The 17,385-nt window shown below is 71.4% G+C and carries 17 protein-coding genes and 1 pseudogene; 13 read left to right on the top strand and 5 right to left on the bottom strand.

Going from position 1 to position 17,385, the window contains the following annotated elements:
- Nucleotides 1-52 precede the first annotated feature (52 nt).
- The 3 genes from OG844_RS16380 to OG844_RS16370 form a co-directional block, all read right to left on the bottom strand.
- On the bottom strand, nt 53-790 hold the full coding sequence (locus OG844_RS16380) for an SDR family oxidoreductase (protein ID WP_406390986.1): 738 nt from the start codon (nt 788-790) through the stop codon (nt 53-55).
- A 227-nt stretch (nt 791-1,017) separates the two neighbouring features.
- The gene (locus OG844_RS16375) at nt 1,018-1,500 is read right to left on the bottom strand and encodes a hypothetical protein (RefSeq protein ID WP_406390985.1); all 483 of its coding nucleotides are present in this window, start codon (nt 1,498-1,500) and stop codon (nt 1,018-1,020) included.
- Nucleotides 1,501-1,594: 94 nt separating this feature from the next.
- Entirely contained in the window at nt 1,595-2,239 is a 645-nt protein-coding gene (locus OG844_RS16370) for a TetR/AcrR family transcriptional regulator (RefSeq protein ID WP_406390983.1), read from the bottom strand.
- Between the two features lie 225 nt (nt 2,240-2,464).
- Here OG844_RS16370 and OG844_RS16365 point away from each other — a divergent pair, with 225 nt between their 5' ends.
- Nucleotides 2,465-3,394 (top strand): DMT family transporter, encoded by a 930-nt coding sequence (locus OG844_RS16365; RefSeq protein ID WP_406390981.1) that lies wholly within the window; start codon nt 2,465-2,467, stop codon nt 3,392-3,394.
- On the opposite strand, the gene OG844_RS16360 is transcribed toward OG844_RS16365, so the two are convergent.
- Nucleotides 3,384-3,587, bottom strand: a complete 204-nt coding sequence (locus tag OG844_RS16360; RefSeq protein WP_406390979.1) for a hypothetical protein — start codon at nt 3,585-3,587, stop codon at nt 3,384-3,386. The two genes, OG844_RS16365 and OG844_RS16360, sit on opposite strands and share 11 nt — an antisense overlap.
- 145 nt (nt 3,588-3,732) lie before the next feature.
- Between OG844_RS16360 and OG844_RS16355 the strand changes: the two genes are divergently transcribed.
- The 4 genes and pseudogenes from OG844_RS16355 to OG844_RS16340 all read left to right on the top strand — a co-directional run bounded on the left by OG844_RS16355 (nt 3,733) and on the right by OG844_RS16340 (nt 7,317).
- Entirely contained in the window at nt 3,733-4,953 is a 1,221-nt protein-coding gene (locus tag OG844_RS16355; RefSeq protein WP_406390977.1) for a sensor histidine kinase, read from the top strand.
- Nucleotides 4,950-5,669 carry a response regulator gene (locus OG844_RS16350; protein ID WP_406390975.1) on the top strand — a complete coding sequence of 240 codons (720 nt, stop codon included), beginning with the start codon at nt 4,950-4,952 and terminating at the stop codon, nt 5,667-5,669. The genes OG844_RS16355 and OG844_RS16350 overlap by 4 nt, the downstream gene beginning before the upstream one ends.
- Before the next feature lie 31 nt (nt 5,670-5,700).
- Nucleotides 5,701-6,872: pseudogene (locus OG844_RS16345) on the top strand (cytochrome P450 family protein).
- A gap of 43 nt (nt 6,873-6,915) precedes the next feature.
- Nucleotides 6,916-7,317, top strand: a complete 402-nt coding sequence (locus OG844_RS16340; protein ID WP_406396160.1) for a PaaI family thioesterase — start codon at nt 6,916-6,918, stop codon at nt 7,315-7,317.
- A gap of 2 nt (nt 7,318-7,319) precedes the next feature.
- Here the strand turns inward: OG844_RS16340 and OG844_RS16335 are convergent, their stop codons facing one another.
- Nucleotides 7,320-8,324, bottom strand: coding sequence for a Gfo/Idh/MocA family oxidoreductase (locus OG844_RS16335; protein ID WP_406390974.1), 1,005 nt, complete (start codon nt 8,322-8,324; stop codon nt 7,320-7,322).
- Between the two features lie 135 nt (nt 8,325-8,459).
- Between OG844_RS16335 and OG844_RS16330 the strand changes: the two genes are divergently transcribed.
- The 8 genes from OG844_RS16330 to OG844_RS16295 all read left to right on the top strand — a co-directional run bounded on the left by OG844_RS16330 (nt 8,460) and on the right by OG844_RS16295 (nt 17,376).
- Nucleotides 8,460-9,179 (top strand): GntR family transcriptional regulator, encoded by a 720-nt coding sequence (locus tag OG844_RS16330; protein WP_406396158.1) that lies wholly within the window; start codon nt 8,460-8,462, stop codon nt 9,177-9,179.
- A gap of 121 nt (nt 9,180-9,300) precedes the next feature.
- Nucleotides 9,301-10,299 (top strand): sugar ABC transporter substrate-binding protein, encoded by a 999-nt coding sequence (locus OG844_RS16325; protein WP_406390972.1) that lies wholly within the window; start codon nt 9,301-9,303, stop codon nt 10,297-10,299.
- Nucleotides 10,300-10,481: 182 nt separating this feature from the next.
- Nucleotides 10,482-11,465, top strand: coding sequence for a sugar ABC transporter substrate-binding protein (locus OG844_RS16320; protein ID WP_406390971.1), 984 nt, complete (start codon nt 10,482-10,484; stop codon nt 11,463-11,465).
- Nucleotides 11,462-12,514: an ABC transporter permease gene (locus OG844_RS16315; protein WP_383804136.1), complete on the top strand. Its 1,053-nt coding sequence runs from the start codon at nt 11,462-11,464 to the stop codon at nt 12,512-12,514. The genes OG844_RS16320 and OG844_RS16315 overlap by 4 nt, the downstream gene beginning before the upstream one ends.
- Nucleotides 12,511-13,371 (top strand): ATP-binding cassette domain-containing protein, encoded by an 861-nt coding sequence (locus tag OG844_RS16310; protein WP_406390969.1) that lies wholly within the window; start codon nt 12,511-12,513, stop codon nt 13,369-13,371. Before OG844_RS16315 ends, OG844_RS16310 begins: the two co-directional genes overlap by 4 nt.
- 131 nt (nt 13,372-13,502) lie before the next feature.
- Entirely contained in the window at nt 13,503-14,669 is a 1,167-nt protein-coding gene (locus tag OG844_RS16305; protein WP_406390967.1) for an ROK family glucokinase, read from the top strand.
- A 76-nt stretch (nt 14,670-14,745) separates the two neighbouring features.
- The gene (locus OG844_RS16300) at nt 14,746-15,354 is read left to right on the top strand and encodes a hypothetical protein (protein WP_406390965.1); all 609 of its coding nucleotides are present in this window, start codon (nt 14,746-14,748) and stop codon (nt 15,352-15,354) included.
- Nucleotides 15,355-15,390: 36 nt separating this feature from the next.
- Nucleotides 15,391-17,376: an alpha/beta fold hydrolase gene (locus OG844_RS16295; RefSeq protein WP_406390964.1), complete on the top strand. Its 1,986-nt coding sequence runs from the start codon at nt 15,391-15,393 to the stop codon at nt 17,374-17,376.
- Nucleotides 17,377-17,385: the final 9 nt, after the last annotated feature.

Below are 17,385 nucleotides of genomic sequence, written 5' to 3'. Positions count from 1 at the left end.
ATCCCACCCCACCTCCGTGCGAGTCGCGGCCGAAGTGTTCGATCCGTGACGATCAGGCCGCGTGGCCGCCGTCCACCACCACCTCGGTCCCGGTGATGTACGCGGCTTCGGTACTCGCCAAGTAGGCGATCAGGGAGGCAACTTCGTCCGCCGTGCCGAACCTGTCCAGTGCGGTGGCGGACCGCTGTCCGGCGGCGAACGGGCCGGAGGCCGGGTTGAGGTCGGTGTCGACCGGGCCCGGCTGGACGATGTTCACCGTGATGCCGCGCGGGCCGAGCTCGCGGGCCAGCGGCTTGGTGAGGCCGGCCAGGGCGGACTTGCTCATGGTGTAGAGCGTGCCGCCGGGCCCGCCCGCGTGCCTGCTCAGCGCGGTGCCGAGCGAGATGATGCGTCCGCCGTCCGCCATTCGTCCCGCCGCCGCCCGGCAGGCCAGGAAGACGGCGCGCACGTTGACGGCGAGTACCCGGTCGACATCGGCCGTGGTCAGGTCCGTGATGGGGCCGAGGACACCGATTCCCGCATTGTTGACGAGGACGTCGAGCCGCCCCAGGGTGTCCGCCGCCTCGTGCACGGCCGCTTCTGCCGCGCCGGCGTCGGCCGCGTCCGACTGGAGGGCGACCGCACGGCGCCCGTACCCCTCTATCCGGCGGACGACGGCCTCGGCGGCCTCCTTGTCACGGACGTACGTCAGTGCCACGTCGACGCCGTCGCGGGCGAGGCGGAGAGCGGTCGCCGCACCGATGCCGCGGCTTCCGCCCGTCACGAGCGCGGTCCTGGTGGTGCTGGTCATCGCGTACTTCCCTGTCTGCCGGGGCTGCCGCGCCCGTTCGGCGGCGGCAAGAACAAGGAAAGCCCTTCGGGGGTACGCGTACCGGCGGGAAACGGACGCCGAGCCCGGGGCACGCGCCGGGCTCAAGGGGCGGACGGCGGGCAGCCGACGCCCTTCGAGCTGACCGGTGCCCGGACCACCGTGAGCGGCATCGCGATCCGTACCCACCGGCCCGCAGGTCACCGCTTTCACGGCCCAGGGTCGAGGCCCACGACGTCCTCTCGGCTCCAGGGTTCGGCGCCGGTCAGTATGCGTTCCGCGTAGGCCCAGACCGGGGTCAGGTCAGGACCGGCGGCCGGTCCTGAGGGTGCGGCAGCCACGGTCTCGCGGAGGGCCGACCGCATCACGCCCCGCCCCCGGAACGCCCTGACGACGCGCATGTGGTCCGGCCGGGCGACGAACTTCATCAGGGATGCCTCGTCGGTCCAGACCGTGACCGACCCCGAGCGGTTCAGTCGGAAGCCTTTGTCCATCCAGAGCCGGACGGCGACCGCCCCGGGCGTCAGCGGCCAGCTGCGCCGCAGCCGCATGCCCTCGGCGGCGACGGCAGGAGTGCCCCACGCGCGGTGGGTGACGAATTCGGTGACGCTGACGACGAGGGCCGCGCGGGGGCCGGTGCCGTGCGCAGCCGGACCGTAGCTCCAGGACGTCTTCAAGATGCCGGACGGCATGGCGGGACCCCTCCGTCGAGGTGGACGGGCCGGACCTGTGCCCGGCCTCACGCCGACCGTATAACTAAACGAACGGTCGTGCACCTACATTCGTTCACGGAGCCGTCGGCAGCAGGGACGGGTCGGTGGCGGCCACTTGCAGCCGTCCCAGGATGGCCCGGGCCGCCTTGGTGTAGCCGGGGTTGTTGTTGTGCAGTACGGATTCGGCGTTGGCCAGTTCCATGAACGCGATGAGCTCGAAGGCCAGTTGCGAGACGTCCGTGCCGGCCGCGAGTTCACCCCGCACCCTGGCCTCCTCGATGGTCTCCTCCACGAAGGTGACCCAGCCCGTCTGGGTGGAGGCCAGCGCGTCGTGGACCTTGCCTTCCCTCGAGTCGAACTCGGCAATGGTCGCGTAGAAGAAGCAACCGCCGCTGAACACCCGGCGCTGCGAATAGGACAGCCAGCTCTCGCACATGCGCCAGACGCGCCCCAGTCCGGGCGGTGCCGCCCTGGTGGGAGTCAGCACGTGCTCGACGAAGACGGTCACGGCGGCGCGCACGGTGGCGAGCTGCAGTTCCTCCTTGGAGCCGAAGAGGGCGAACACACCGCTTTTGCTCAGCTTCAGTTCCGTGGCCAGCCGGCCGAGCGACAGGCCCTCCAGTCCCTCGCTCGAGGCGACGTGGACCGCGCGCCCCAGCACCAGCTGCCTGGTCTGGTTCCCCCGCTCGACCCGTCCGTCCAGCCGCGCTCCACCCATGTGCCAACTCCGTGTGTCCGAGCGTCCCAGGACCGACATCCTAGGAGGAGCCGGCACCACCGTAGGACCGCTTCTGCTGCTGACGACCCCTGCGAACAGGTGGCCGACTCACCCCGTGGACAGGGGTTCTCGAGGGGGCGGCCGTTCGATACGGTGATCGCTCCGCGTGTGAGCCGGCGAAGTCTCCACATCGTTTCCCGCTGTGGAGAACCAGGAGAAGCCGACATGTCCTCCGTCGCCCTGCCCGCCTTCGCCCCGCCCCGCCGCGCGTGGGCCACCGATCTGCCCGTGCTGCTCGTCGCCTTCGTCTGGGGCGCCAGCTACCTCGCCGCCAAGGGCATCACCACCACGCACACCGTGATCGCCGTACTCGTGCTCCGCTTCGCGATCGTGCTGCCGGTCCTCGCCGTGGCCGGCCGGCGCAAGCTGCGGGCGCTGAGTGCGCAGCAGTGGCGGGGTGCCGGGCTGCTGGGGCTGGCACTCAGCGGGATCTTCCTGCTGGAGACGTACGGCGTCGTGCACACCTCGGCCACCAACGCCGGGCTCATCATCAGCCTCACCATGATCTTCACGCCGCTCGCCGAGGCCGCGGTCACCCGGATCCGGCCGCCCAGGGCCTTTCTCGCCGCAGCCGGCCTCTCCGTCGCCGGTGTGGTGCTCCTGACCCAGGGCGGCGGATTCACCAGCCCCTCGGCGGGCGACTTCCTGATGCTGCTCGCCGCTCTCGCCCGTACCGTCCACGTCCTGGCCATGGCCCGCATCAAAGCGGTCCAGGAGGCGGACTCACTGTCGCTGACCACCGTGCAGCTCGGCAGCGCGGTCGCCGTCTTCGCCGTGCTGGCCGCGGTCCCCGGGACGGGCCCCGCCCCCTGGACGGTGGCGGCGGACTTCGGCGCCGCCGAGTGGGCCGGGCTGGTCTTCCTCTCCGTCTTCTGCACGCTCTTCGCGTTCTTCGTGCAGGCGTGGTCCGTACGCCGCACCTCGCCGTCCCGGGTCAGCCTGCTGCTCGGTACGGAACCGCTCTGGGCGGCAGTGGTGGGCATCTCCCTCGGGGGCGAACGGCTGGGGATCCTCGGGGGGCTGGGAGCGGTGCTCGTCCTGGGGGGAACCGCCTGGGGGCGCCGCAGCGTGGACAGGCCGTCGGCTACGACCTGATGCCGTCCGCCGCGATCATGATCGCCCCGCCGGTCACCACCAGCACGATGCTGACGAAGAGCCCGTAGTCCTCGAGGAAGTCCAGTCGCGCCACCACGGTCCACAGCCGGAACCACCCCGTCCACTCGTGGAGCAGTCCGGCGGCTCCCTGGACGAACACGATGAACCCGGCCGTCTCCACGAATTTCTTCATGATCCTAGCCTGTCGCGCACGGCCCAGCCCCGGCATCGGCCACCGGTCGTGCGGGGCCCGACGAAAGTCTGGGATCGTGCGACTTTGGTCTCTGCCCGGGCCGCAACAGGTCTGCGGCGGGTCCGGCCTGCGTAGCTTTGTCGATATGACGCGCACGGAGTACCGCTGGCTGCTGCCCTCGGCCCTCGCCGACCACGAGCTGTCCGGCGGCGACCGGGGCCGGTCGCGCCGTACCGCACGGGACTGGATCGACGACATCACCGCCTTCCTGTGCGCCGCGTTCATCGGAATGCTCGCCCTCGCCGCGATCGACGCGGACCACACCACCCCGGACGGGGTCGTCTTCCTCGACTCCCTGGTCGGGGCCGCGGCCTGCTGTGCCCTCTGGCTCCGGCGCCGTTGGCCCGTCGGGCTCGCGGTGTCGCTCACCGTCGTCGGCATCCTGGAACCCGTCGCGGTCGGAGCGCTGCTCATCGCCCTGTTCAGCCTGGCCGTGCACCGGCCGTTCAAGCCGGTGGCGATCGTCGGCGCGGGCGCTCTCGCCGTGGCCCCCCTGCAGCCCCTCCTGCGGCCGGACCCGGCCACCTCCTTCATCGCCTCCACGATCATCGGGGTGCTGCTGGTCCTGCTGGTGGTCAGCTGGGGCATGGTCGTACGGTCACGGCGCCAGCTCGTGGTCACCCTGCGCGAACGGGCGCGCCGGGCGGAGGCCGAGGCGGCGCTCCGGGCCGAACAGGCCCAGCGGCTTGCCCGTGAGGCCATCGCCCGCGAGATGCACGACGTCCTCGCCCACCGCCTGACCCTGCTCAGCGTCCACGCGGGCGCCCTCGAATTCCGGCCCGACGCGCCCCCCGCCGAGGTCGGCAGGGCCGCCGGAGTCATCCGGGACAGCGCCCACGAGGCGCTCCAGGACCTCCGCGAGATCATCGGCGTCCTGCGCGGCCCTGGGGAGGGCGACGAGGGCAACCGGCCGCAGCCCACGCTCGTCACCCTGGACGCGCTGGTCGAGGAGTCGGTGTCGGCCGGGGCGAAGGTCACCCTGGACAACCGCGTCGCCGACCCGGCCCGGGCGCCCGCGGCCACCGGACGCACCGTCTACCGCATCGCACAGGAAGCCCTCACCAACGCCCGCAAACACGCACCCGGCGCCCCGGTCACCGTGACCGTGACCGGCGGCCCGGGCGACGGGCTCACGATCGAGGTCCGCAACCCCGCTCCCACCGAACCCTTCGAGAGGGTCCCCGGATCGGGCCAGGGACTCATCGGCCTCACCGAGCGCGCCACCCTGGCAGGTGGCCGCCTGGAGCACGGATCCGGGGCCGACGGCGGATTCGTTGTCCGGGCCTGGCTACCGTGGCCCGCATGAACACCCCCACGCCCGCACCGCCACCGGTCCGGCTGCTCATCGTCGACGACGACCCGCTCGTCCGGGCCGGGCTCACCCTGATGCTCGGCGGAGCCGACGGCATCGACATCGTGGGGGAGGGCGCCGACGGCACCGAGGTCGACGGCCTGGTCGACCGGTTGCGCCCCGATGTGGTGCTGATGGACATCCGGATGCCGGTCATGGACGGGCTGGCCGCGACCGAGGCGCTGCGGCTCAGGCCCGAGGCCCCCGAGGTCGTCGTCCTCACCACCTTCCACGCCGACGAGCAGGTGCTGCGGGCCATCCGCGCGGGGGCGGCAGGATTTGTCCTGAAGGACACCCCTCCCGCCCAGATCGTCGAGGCGGTCCGACGGGTCGCAGCCGGCGAACCCGTCCTCTCACCCGCCGTCACCCGCCGCCTCATGGCCCACGCGGCGGGCGGCACGGCGGACGACCGGCCGGCCCGTGCGGACCGCGCTCGGCAACGGTTGGCCGAGCTCGCGGACCGCGAACGGGACGTGGCGGTGGCGGTCGGACGCGGCAGTTCCAACGCGGAGATCGCCGCCGCCCTCTACCTGAGCGTGGCCACGGTGAAGACGCACGTCTCCCGGATCCTCGCCCGACTCGGGCTCAACAACCGTGTCCAGATCGCGCTGCTGGTCCACGACGCGGGCCTGCTGGACGAGGACGGACCGCCCGACGGCGGCCTACGCTGAACGGATCAGACCGGCAACAGGGGGCGGGCCGATGTCGGTGATCGATCTGCGCGAGGTGCCGGACTTCAGGGCGAATCCGTATCCGCACTACGCGAAGTTGCGCGCCGAGGGACCGGTGCACGCCGTCCGTACCGACACCGTCGACCGCATCTGGCTGATCGTCGGTTACCAGGAGGCCCGCGCGGCCCTCGCGGACCAGCGGTTCAGCAAGGACTGGCGGGGGACGGAGCGCTGGTCGGCGGCGGGCAATCCGATCAACGCCAACATGCTGGAGATGGACGCACCCCATCACACCAGGCTGCGGCGGCTCGTCGCCCGTGAGTTCACACCTCGGCGGATCGAGGCGCTGCGTCCGCGGGTCGAGGAGATCACCGCCGGACTCCTCGACGCGATGGTGCCCGCGGGGAGCGCCGACCTCGTCGACGCGCTCGCCTTCCCCCTGCCGATGACGGTGATCTGCGAACTCATCGGCGTACCCGACCTGGACCGGGACGCCTTCCGGTAGATGTCGAACGCCATCGTCGCGCCCGTCTCGCACGAGAAGGAGGACGCGGCGGTCCATGCCATGGGCGCCTGCCTCGACGAGCTGATCGAGGACAAGCGCTGCGCCCCGGGCGACGACCTGCTGAGCGCCCTGATCCAGGCGCGCGACGAGGGGGGCGACCGGCTGTCGTCAGACGAACTGGTCGGCATGGCCTTTCTGCTCCTGGTGGCGGGCCACGAGACGACGGTGAACCTGATCTCCAACGGGGTACGCGCGTTGCTCGACCACCCGGATCAACTCGCCGTGCTCCGGGCCGGTCCGGAGCTCATCGACGGGGCGGTCGAGGACATGCTGCGGTACGACGGACCGGTCGAGAACGCGACGCTCCGCTTCACCAGGGAGCCGGTCCCGGTCGGCTCCCGTGTCATTCCGGCGGGGGAGGCGGTCCTGGTCGCCCTGGGTTCGGGGGACCGCGACCCCGACCGCTACCCGGACCCGGACACCTTCGACATCCGGCGCGACGCCCAGGGGCATCTCGCGTTCGGGCACGGCATGCACTTCTGCATGGGCGCACCGCTGGCCCGGATGGAGGGGCGGATCGCGCTCCGCGCCCTGCTGGACCGGTGCCCCGGCCTCGTACGGGATCCGGACGCCGGGGAGCCGGACCGGCTGCCGGGGATGCTGATCCGGGGGTCCGTAGTCTGCCCGTGACCTGGTAGGAACGGAATCGGGAGAAGCGCTGTGACGGAACCAACTCTGCGGATGGCACAGAAGATCCTCGACAGCCAGCCCTTCAGTGGGCTCGTCGGTGCGCGGATCACGGAGTTCGGGGACGGGGTCGCCACCCTCGAGATCGACGTCCGCGAGGACCTGAAGCAGCAGAACGGGTACCTGCACGGAGGTGTGCTGGCCTACGCGGCCGACAACTCGATCACCTTCGCGGCGGGGACGACGCTCGGCCCCGCCGTGCTCACGGGCGGCTTCTCCATCCAGTACGTCCGTCCCGCCGCCGGCCGTACCCTCATTGCCAGGGCCGCCGTCGCGCACACCGGCCGCAGACAGGCCGTCGTGCGCTGCGAGGTCTACGCCGTCGACGAAGAGGGGGCCGAAGTGCTGTGCGCGGTGGCCCAGGGAACGGTTCTCCCGACCGGGCCGGCAGCCTGACGTCAGGTCCCGGCCAGCTCGGCCGTCGCCACCGGGCGGCGCTCGCGGCGCGACAGTTCGCAGGCCTCGGCGATGCGCAGGGCGTGCAAGGCCTCCCGGCCGTCGCAGGGGTTCGCCAGTTCACCGCGGACGACGCGTACGAACGCGTCCAGCTCGGCCTCGTACGCCGGGGCGAACCGCTCCAGGAAGCCCGGCCACGGCTTGTCCGGAGCGGCGGGACCCTGCGGCTCGGCCGACGTGAGCGGCGTACGGTCGTCGAGGCCGACCGTGATCTGGTCCTGCTCGCCCGCCAGTTCCATCCGTACGTCGTACCCCGCCCCGTTGCACCGGGTCGCGGTGGCGGAGGCGAGCGTCCCGTCGTCCAGGGTGAGCAGGGCGGCCGCCGTGTCCACGTCGCCCGCCGCCCGGAACATCGGGTGCCCGGCATCCGACCCGGTGGCGTACACCTCCGTCACCTCACGGCCCGTCACCCAGCGCAGGATGTCGAAGTCGTGCACGAGACAGTCCCTGAACAGGCCCCCGGAGAGCGGCAGATACGCGGCGGGCGGCGGAGCGGGGTCGGCGGTCGTCGCCCGTACGGTGTGCAGCCGGCCCAGGGCGCCGCTGCGCACGGCCGCGCGTGCCGCGGCGTAGCCCGGGTCGAACCGGCGCATGAAACCGAGCTGGAGCACACTGCCCGCGCGGTCGACCTCGCGCAGAGCGCCCAGCGTCCCCGGCAGGTCCAGCGCGATCGGCTTCTCGCAGAAGGCGGGCAGACCCGCCCGCGCCACCCGGCCGATGAGCTCCGCGTGCGCGGCGGTGGCCGAGGCGATCACCACGGCGTCCACCCCCGCGCCGAGGACGTCGGCCGCGGAAGCGACGGTCGTGGCGCCCGTCCGGTCCGCGACCTGTGCGGCGCGGGCCGCGTCGGGATCCGTCACCACGAGGGATCCGACCCGGGGATGGCGTGCCAGGACGCCCGCGTGGAAGGAGCCGATCCGGCCGGTGCCGATGAGTCCGATGCGCATGGACCCAACGTGCCGCCCGCCGGGTGCCCTGTCAACTATATGTCCTGACAAATCGAGGGGTGGTGTGGTGCGGGACGGGGTACGCTCCGTGCCGTGTCCAAACCCACCGCCGACTCCGCCGCTCTGGGGCTGGGTGTGGACCGCACCAGCCCCGTCCCGCTCTACTACCAGCTGGCCCAGCAGCTGGAGGCGGCGATCGAGCAGGGCCGGCTCACACCCGGCAGCCTCCTCGGCAACGAGCTGGAACTCGCCGCACGGCTCGGCCTGTCCAGGCCCACCGTCCGCCAGGCCATCCAGTCGCTCGTCGACAAGGGGCTGATGGTGCGCCGCAGGGGCGTGGGCACCCAGGTCGTCCACAGCCGGATCAGGCGCCCGCTCGAACTGAGCAGCCTCTACGACGATCTGGAGGCGGCCGGTCAGCACCCCGCGACCCGGGTCCTGCGCAACACCGTCGAGGCGGCGACGGCCGAGGTCGCCGCGGCGCTCGGTGTCGAGGAGGGCAGTGACGTCCATCTCGTGGAACGGCTGCGGTACGCGCACGACGAGCCCATGGCCCTCCTGTGCAACCATCTGCCGCCGGGCCTGCTCGACCTCACCACCGAGCGGCTGGAGTCGACGGGGCTCTACCGGATGATGCGCCTGTCGGGGATCACGCTGCACAGCGCTCGCCAGTCCGTCGGGGCGCGCGCCGCGACGGCGGAGGAGGCGGAGCGGCTCACGGAGGCCGAAGGGGCGCCCCTGCTGACAATGGAGCGGACCACCTTCGACGACGGAGGCAGGGCGGTCGAGTTCGGCTCCCACGTCTACCGCCCCTCGCGGTACGCGTTCGAATTCCAGCTGCTGGTACGGCCCTGAGCCCTTCTCCCCGCACCACCCTCGGGTAAGAATGTTCGGACAAACTCTTGACGGGGTCATGTAAGGCGGCTAGAACTCCCCCAGCCGCACTCGGGCGGCCGGGAGAGAAGGCGGGCCCACGATGCGTACGACTCGCACGGCAGCAGTCCTGATCGCCGTATGCGCCCTCGCGGTCGCCGGATGCAGCGGCTCCGGCGGCAAGGACTCGGAGGCCGGCTCCGGGGACGGCGCCCCGAAAGGCACCCAGGGTGTCTCCACCCCGGAGATGAGGATCGCGATGGTCACGCACTCGGGCGAGGGCGACACCTTCTGGGACATCGTCCGCAAGGGCGCCGAGCAGGCCGCGGCCAAGGACAACGTCGACTTCCTCTACTCGGCCAACAAGGAGGGCAAGGAACAGGCCCAGCTCGTCCAGGCCGCCATCGACCAGAAGGTCGACGGCATCGTCGTCACACTCGCCAAACCGGAAGCCGTCCGGGACGTCGTGGCCAAGGCCGTGAAAGCGGGCATCCCCGTCGTCACCATCAACTCGGGCGCGCAGCACTCCCAGGCGGTCGGCGCCCTCGGCCACATCGGGCAGGACGAGGCGGTGGCGGGCCAGGCGGTCGGCGAGGAACTCAACGGACGCGGCCGGAAGAAGGCCCTGTGCGTCATCCACGAACAGGGCAACGTGTCCCTCGAGGAGCGCTGTGCCGGCGTGAAGAAGACGTTCGGCGGCTCGGTGGAGAACCTCGGCGTCGAAGGCACCGACATGCCCGCCGCCACCTCCTCCATCGAGGCGAAGCTGCAGGCGGACAAGGGCATCGACACGATCGTCACCCTCGGCGCCCCCTTCGCCGCCGCCTCGGTCAAGGCCCGGGCCGGCGCCCGGAGCACGGCCGAGATCGACACCTTCGACCTCAACGCCGAGGTCGTTAGGCAGCTGAAGGCGCAGGAGATCGGTTTCGCCGTCGACCAGCAGCCCTATCTCCAGGGGTACCTCGCCGTCGACGAACTCTGGCTCAACCGGTCCAACGGAAACGTCATCGGCGGCGGGAAGCCCGTACTCACCGGTCCCGCGATCGTCACCGCCGACGACGTACCGCTGCTCGAGAAGTACACCGCTCGCGGAACCCGATGACGGGCCCGGCCGTGGCCACGCCGAATCGCCGCCCAGCCCCTGCCGAGCGACGACGGCACCGGCTCGGGGATACTTGGGCGGCCGGGCCGGGAGTCCACTCTCCCCGGCTCCACCAGGCAGCACAGCGAGCAGCACAAGAAGGGCACGGCGTCGTGGCAAGGGTTCGGACAGGGGTACGTGCGATGGGTGCCGTGCTGGCAGCGGTCCTGGGAGCCTCCCTCCTGGGATGCAGCAGCACCGGTGGCAAGCGGGCGGAGGAGCGCGCGGCCGAGGAGGCGGCAGAGGGCCGGTCCGCGGTGAACACGCCCCGCTGGACCTTCGCCATGGTCACGCACTCGGGCGACGGCGACACCTTCTGGGACATCGTCCAGAAGGGCGCCGAGCAGGCAGCAGTCAAGGACAACATCAACTTCCTGTACTCGCACAACGACGAGGCGCAGCAGCAGGCCCAGCTCGTCCAGACCGCGATCGACAAGGGCGTCGACGGGCTGATCGTCTCGCTTGCCAAACCCGACGCGATGAAGGCCGTCGTCGCCAAGGCCACCGAGGCCGGCATCCCCGTGATCACGGTGAACTCCGGCTCCGCCGAGTCCAAGTCCTTCGGCGCCCTGACCCACATCGGGCAGGACGAGGCCATCGCGGGCGAGGCAGTCGGCGACGAGCTCGACAAGCGGGGCCGCAAGAAGGCGCTCTGCGTCCTGCACGAGCAGGGCAACGTCGGCCACGAGCAGCGCTGCGGCGGAGCGAAGGAGAGCTTCGACGGCACGATGCAGAACCTGTACGTCGACGGCACCAACATGCCCGACGTCCAGGCCTCCATCGAGGCGAAGCTCGACGCCGACAAGAGCATCGACGCGGTCGTCACCCTCGGCGCCCCGTTCGCCGCGGCCGCGGTCAAGGCGAAGGAGACCGCGGGCAGCAAGGCCGAGATCGACACCTTCGACCTGAACGCCGGTGTCGCCACCGGCCTGCAGAACAAGACGCTCGGCTTCGCCGTCGACCAGCAGCCCTACCTCCAGGGGTACGAGGCCGTCGACCTGCTCTGGCTCTACCGCTACAACCGCAATGTGCTCGGCGGAGGCCTGCCCGTCCTGACCGGGCCGCAGATCATCACCGCCGACGACGCCGACGAGCTCGCCGAGTACACGAAGCGGGGGACCCGATGACAGCGACCGGGCAACCGGTGGCCCCGGAGAAGACCGACGAACGGCTGCTGCGCACCTCACCGCTGCGCAGGCTCCTCGGCCGCCCCGAGCTCGGCTCCGTCGTCGGCGCCGTGGCCGTCTTCCTCTTCTTCGCGATCGTCGCCGACAACTTCCTGCAGATGTCCAGCTTCGGCACGGTGCTGTACGCGGCGTCCACCATCGGGATCATGGCGGCGCCGGTGGCGCTCCTGATGATCGGCGGCGAGTTCGACCTCTCCGCCGGTGTGATGGTGACCAGCTCCGCGCTGATCTCGTCGATGTTCAGCTACCAGATGACGGCTAACGTCTGGGTCGGCGTCTTCGTGTCGCTGCTGGTCACCCTGTGCTTCGGCGCGTTCAACGGCTTCATGCTGACCCGCACCAAACTGCCCAGCTTCATCATCACGCTCGGCACGTTCCTCATGCTGACCGGTCTCAACCTCGGCTTCACCAAGCTGATCAGCGGCACCGTGTCGACCAAGGCGATCGGCGACATGGAGGGCTTCGACTCGGCCCGCAAGGTCTTCGCCTCCCACCTCACGATCGGCGACATCGAGCTCAAGGTCACCATCCTGTGGTGGGTGGTGATCGTCGCCGTCGCCACCTGGATCCTGCTCCGCACCCGCTTCGGGAACTGGATCTTCGCCGTCGGCGGCGAGGCCGACGCGGCGCGCGCAGTCGGCGTACCGGTGATCCGTACGAAGGTCGGGCTCTACCTCGGGGTCGCCTTCGCCGCCTGGGTCTCCGGACAGCACCTGCTGTTCTCCTACGACGTGGTGCAGTCGGGCGAGGGCGTCGGCAACGAACTGACGTACATCATCGCGGCCGTCATCGGCGGCTGCCTGATCACCGGCGGCTACGGGTCCGCGATCGGGTCCGCGGTCGGCGCGATCATCTTCGGCATGACCAGCAAGGGCATCGTGTACGCGGAGTGGAACCCCGACTGGTTCAAGTTCTTCCTGGGAGCGATGCTGCTCCTGGCCACCCTGCTCAACGCATGGGTACGCAAGCGCGCGGAGGCGACGAAATGACGGCCCCCCAGGATCCGGCTCCCCGGGACTCGGCCCGGCGGGCGCTCGTCGCGCTCGAGCACGTCAGCAAGTTCTACGGCAACATCAAGGCCCTGGAGAACGTCTCGCTGGAGGTCCACGCGGGCGAGATCTCCTGCGTCCTCGGGGACAACGGCGCGGGCAAGTCCACCCTCATCAAGATCATCGCGGGACTGCACCGGCACGACTCCGGGACGTTCCTGATCGACGGCGAGGAGACCACGCTCGCCAACCCGCGCGACGCCCTGGACCGGGGCATCGCCACCGTCTACCAGGACCTCGCCGTCGTCCCGTTGATGCCGGTCTGGCGCAACTTCTTCCTCGGCTCGGAGCCGACGAAGGGGGCCGGCCCGTTCAAGCGCCTCGACGTGGATCTGATGCGGACGACGACCCGCGCGGAGCTGCTGCGCATGGGCATCGACCTGCGGGACGTCGACCAGCCGATCGGCACCCTGTCCGGCGGCGAGCGCCAGTGCGTGGCCATCGCCCGCGCCGTGTACTTCGGCGCCAAGGTCCTCGTCCTGGACGAGCCCACCGCGGCGCTCGGGGTCAAGCAGTCCGGTGTCGTGCTGAAGTACGTCGCGGCCGCCCGGGACGCCGGGCTCGGCGTGGTTCTCATCACGCACAACCCGCACCACGCCTACCTCGTGGGCGACCGTTTCGTCCTGCTCAAGCGCGGCGCGATGTCCGGCAGCCACACCCGGGACAACGTCACGCTCGACGAACTGACCCGTCAGATGGCCGGTGGCAGCGAGCTGGAGGAGCTCAGCCACGAGCTCGAGCGGGCCCCCGCGCCGGGCCACATCGGCGGCCGTCCGGCCGGCGACGACACCCCGTAGACGTCCCTGATGTTCCCCGCCCCCGGGCCGTCCACCGGTCACGGGGGCGCGGGAATGGCAGAATCGAGCACGGCGGGCACCGTCCGCCGCCGGAAGAACGACCAGCCGGCCCCCCGACCTGCGCAGGGACGATGAGCACGTACCGCGACTTCGCACACCGCGGCTCCGCCCGCGCCACCGTCCTGCGGACCGTAGGAACCCGGGAGCGGCGCTCGCACCTCACCGCGCCCCGTGTCCCCACCGTCGGCATCGACATCGGGGGTACGAAGGTGATGGCCGGCGTCGTCGACGCGGACGGCAACATCCTGGAGACCCTGCGCACCGAGACGCCGGACAAGTCCAAGAGCCCCAAGGTCGTCGAGGACACCATCGTCGAACTGGTCCTGGACCTCTCCGACCGGCACGACGTGCACGCCGTCGGCATCGGCGCGGCGGGCTGGGTCGACGCCGACCGCTCCAAGGTGCTGTTCGCCCCGCACCTGGCCTGGCGCGACGAACCCCTCCGGGACGCCATCGCCTCCCGCCTCGTGGTCCCCGTCATGGTCGACAACGACGCCAACACGGCGGCCTGGGCGGAGTGGCGCTTCGGCGCCGGCCGCGGCGAGGACCATCTGGTCATGATCACGCTCGGCACCGGCATCGGCGGCGCGATCCTGGAGGACGGGCACGTCAAGCGAGGCAAGTACGGCGTCGCGGGTGAGTTCGGGCACATGCAGGTGGTGCCCGGCGGGCACCGCTGCCCCTGCGGGAACCGCGGCTGCTGGGAGCAGTACAGCTCGGGCAACGCCCTGGTGCGCGAAGCCAGGGAACTGGCCGTGGCGGACTCCCCGGTGGCGCACGGAATCATCGACCGGGTCAAGGGCAACATCCCCGACATCACCGGGCCGCTCATCACCGAACTGGCCCGCGAGGGCGACGCGATGTGCGTCGAGCTCCTCCAGGACATCGGCCAGTGGCTGGGTGTCGGCATCGCCAACCTCGCGGCCGCGCTGGACCCGTCCTGCTTCGTCATCGGCGGTGGTGTGAGCGCGGCCGACGACCTCCTGATCGGCCCGGCCAGGGACGCCTTCAAGCGCCACCTCACCGGCCGCGGATACCGACCCGAGGCCCGGATCGCGAAGGCCCAGCTCGGCCCGGAGGCGGGTATGGTCGGCGCCGCGGACCTGGCACGCCTGGTCGCCCGCAGATTCCGCCGGACCAACCGTCGGCGCGTCGAGCGGTACGAGCGGTACGCGCAGTTCTACGACCAGGCGGCGAGCACCATCCGCAACTCGCGGAGCACCCGCGCCGCCGACTGATCAGCGGCACCTTTGGCCAGCCGTACTCCGCCCGTGCTCCGCACCTCCGCACCGTAGCTTCGAGGGACCACCGACCATGACCGCAGCCGAGCACCGCGCCGTGCCGCGCCAGTCCCCTCCTCCCGGGTCTTCGGATTCCGGCGGTGACGGGACACCTCCGCCGGACCGGCGCAGGGTGATCCGCCGACGGCTCATCACCCTGACGATCATCGTGCTGCTGATCGGCATCCCGGCCGGCTACCTGGTGATCTCCGCCGGGCAGAGCCGGCGCTCGGGCAAGGACAAGGAGGCCGAGGCCGCCGCGCAGGGCCTGCGCGAGAGCTGGCCGTCCGGCATGCAGCGCCGGATCTTCGAGCTGCCGATCCCCGGCAACGCGATCGGGGTCCAGTACTACGAGACGAACAACTGGAAGGCCAGCCGGATGTACGTGAAGTTCCGTACGACATCGGCAGGGCTCGACCGGTTCCTGAGCGGTGTGGGGACCGGACGCGCGGCGCTGGAGACCGGCAAGGTCACCATCGCCGAACGCGATGTCAAGATCACCGGCTGGTACTTCGGGCCAGGTGTCGACTGGGCGGGAACCGTCCACAAGAACAAGGACCCCCGCCCCACGCAGGACATCACCGTCAACATGACGGATCCGGCCGCCCCGGTGGTCTACGTCGTGTCTGCGGCGACCCCCTGACAGGGAGCGGCCGGGCTGCTCATTACCCTGGAGCGAGTGAGTGAAGTGAGCGAGACGACCCCGCAGCCCGCCCAAGCCCCCCACCCCGCGCAACCGCAGCCCCCGCACCCCGTGAATCCGGAACAGGGCGACCGGAGCCGGCAGCCCGGCCCCGCGCACGAACCGGCGCCGCAGCCCCCGCACGGGGACGGCCGGCCGCGGACGGCGGCACAGCCGGTGCAGGGCGAGCCGGTCCAGTTGACCCCGCAGGCGATACCCGGGCAGCAGTACGCAGGCGCGGCACCGGCGCACGGGGAGGTCGTCCCGCCGCAGCACCTCGGTACGCCACCGGGCCCACGGCACGCGGAGCCGGGTCGGTCCGTCGAGACCACTCAGCCGCTCTCGGCGGAGCAGCTCGCACCCCTGCAGCTGCTCCGGCCGCTCCAGCAGTACCCGGGGGCCCCGGCCGAGGCGCAGTCGGCCCAGGCGCCTCAGCTTGCCGCGCCTCCGCAGTACCCCGGGCCCTCGCAGGGGCAGCAGCACCCGGAGCCGTCGCGGCAGCAGGGGCTCTCGCAGGCACCGCAGTACCCCGGGCCGTCGCAGGCAACGCACAGCGCCCCGCAGCACAGCCGGGCGCCGCACGGCCCGCAGAGCTTCGAGGCGGCTCCGCAGCCGCAGGGCCAGCCGGTCCCGCAGCCCCAGAGCCAGCCGATCCCACAACCCCAGAGCCCGCAGCCTCAGGGCCGGCCGATCCCGCAGCCCCAGGCCTCGCAGGCGGGTCAGCTGCTCCAGTACCGCTTCGACGGGCCGGACGACGCACCTGTCCTGGTCATCGGTCCCTCCCTCGGTACGACCTGGCACATGTGGGACCGCCAGATACCCGAGCTCTCGCAGCACTGGAGAATCTTCCGGTACGACCTGCCCGGGCACGGCGGAGCCCCCGCCCACCCCGCGGCGGCCGTCACCGACCTCGCCGACCGTCTGCTCGCCACGCTGGACAGCGTGGGCGTCCAGCGCTTCGGATACGCGGGCTGTTCCATCGGCGGCGCCGTGGGCGCCGACCTCGCGCTGCGCCACCCGCACCGGGTCGCCTCGCTCGTGCTGGTCGCCGCCTCGCCCCGCTTCGGCACCGCCGACGAATTCCGGCAGCGTGGCGTGATCGTCCGCAGCAACGGACTGGAGCCGATCGCCCGCACCGCCCCGGAGCGCTGGTTCACCCCCCACTTCGCCGCCGCCCAGCCGGCCATCGTCGAGTGGGCCGTCCAGATGGTGCGCACCACCGACCCCGGTTGCTACATCGCTTCCTGCGAGGCCCTGGCCGCCTTCGACATCCGTACGGAGCTCTCCCGGATCGGCGTCCCCACCCTCGTCCTGGTCGGCGCCGAGGACGAGGTCACCGGACCCGCGGAGGCCCGCACCCTCGTCGCCGGCATCCCGGACGCCCGGCTCGCCCTCGTCCCCGGAGCCTCCCACCTGGCCCCCGTCGAGCAGCCCGGTGCCGTCACGGATCTGCTCCTCATGCACTTCTCCTCGGCCTGGCAGGACACCCTGGCCTCGATCCCGGTACCGGCAGCGCCGGGGCTCGCCGCTCCGTTCGTGCCCGTGGTGCCGGTCGCGGAGATCGGATCCGGGGCCGCACCCGAAGCGGCCACCATGGGGCGGCCGGACCGGTACGACAGCGGGATGAAGATCCGGCGCGAGGTGCTCGGCGACGCCCACGTGGATGCTGCCACGGCGGCGTCGGACGCCTTCACCGACGACTTCGAGGAGCTCGTCACCCGCTACGCCTGGGGCGAGATCTGGAACCGTGAAGGTCTCGACCGCAGGGCCCGCAGTTGCGTCACGCTCACCGCGGTGGTGGGCTCCGGCCATCTGGAGACCCTTGCGCAGCACGTGAGGGCGGCGCTGCGCAACGGACTCACCCCCGTCGAGATCAAGGAGGTGCTGCTGCAGACGGCCGTCTACTGCGGCATCCCGGCAGCCGGCGCCGCGTTCGCCATCGCGCAGTCCGTGATCCAGGAGGAAACCACACCTCCCGCGTAGCAGGATGTG

This window comes from Streptomyces sp. NBC_00887, assembly GCF_045207585.1.
The sequence above is the reverse complement of the archived record's forward strand: the minus strand, read 5'-3'. Positions and strand labels throughout refer to the sequence as shown.

What these genes read in the sequence shown, in the direction of transcription:
- OG844_RS16325 (WP_406390972.1), top strand. Translation starts at nt 9,301, where the DNA reads ATGCGTACGACTCGCACGGCAGCAGTCCTGATCGCCGTATGCGCCCTC.
- OG844_RS16335 (WP_406390974.1), bottom strand. Translation starts at nt 8,324, where the DNA reads ATGCGCATCGGACTCATCGGCACCGGCCGGATCGGCTCCTTCCACGCG.
- OG844_RS16310 (WP_406390969.1), top strand. Translation starts at nt 12,511, where the DNA reads ATGACGGCCCCCCAGGATCCGGCTCCCCGGGACTCGGCCCGGCGGGCG.
- OG844_RS16350 (WP_406390975.1), top strand. Translation starts at nt 4,950, where the DNA reads ATGAACACCCCCACGCCCGCACCGCCACCGGTCCGGCTGCTCATCGTC.
- OG844_RS16365 (WP_406390981.1), top strand. Translation starts at nt 2,465, where the DNA reads ATGTCCTCCGTCGCCCTGCCCGCCTTCGCCCCGCCCCGCCGCGCGTGG.
- OG844_RS16320 (WP_406390971.1), top strand. Translation starts at nt 10,482, where the DNA reads ATGGGTGCCGTGCTGGCAGCGGTCCTGGGAGCCTCCCTCCTGGGATGC.
- OG844_RS16370 (WP_406390983.1), bottom strand. Translation starts at nt 2,239, where the DNA reads ATGGGTGGAGCGCGGCTGGACGGACGGGTCGAGCGGGGGAACCAGACC.
- OG844_RS16300 (WP_406390965.1), top strand. Translation starts at nt 14,746, where the DNA reads ATGACCGCAGCCGAGCACCGCGCCGTGCCGCGCCAGTCCCCTCCTCCC.
- OG844_RS16340 (WP_406396160.1), top strand. Translation starts at nt 6,916, where the DNA reads ATGGCACAGAAGATCCTCGACAGCCAGCCCTTCAGTGGGCTCGTCGGT.
- OG844_RS16380 (WP_406390986.1), bottom strand. Translation starts at nt 790, where the DNA reads ATGACCAGCACCACCAGGACCGCGCTCGTGACGGGCGGAAGCCGCGGC.
- OG844_RS16375 (WP_406390985.1), bottom strand. Translation starts at nt 1,500, where the DNA reads ATGCCGTCCGGCATCTTGAAGACGTCCTGGAGCTACGGTCCGGCTGCG.
- OG844_RS16355 (WP_406390977.1), top strand. Translation starts at nt 3,733, where the DNA reads ATGACGCGCACGGAGTACCGCTGGCTGCTGCCCTCGGCCCTCGCCGAC.
- OG844_RS16360 (WP_406390979.1), bottom strand. Translation starts at nt 3,587, where the DNA reads ATGAAGAAATTCGTGGAGACGGCCGGGTTCATCGTGTTCGTCCAGGGA.
- OG844_RS16315 (WP_383804136.1), top strand. Translation starts at nt 11,462, where the DNA reads ATGACAGCGACCGGGCAACCGGTGGCCCCGGAGAAGACCGACGAACGG.
- OG844_RS16305 (WP_406390967.1), top strand. Translation starts at nt 13,503, where the DNA reads ATGAGCACGTACCGCGACTTCGCACACCGCGGCTCCGCCCGCGCCACC.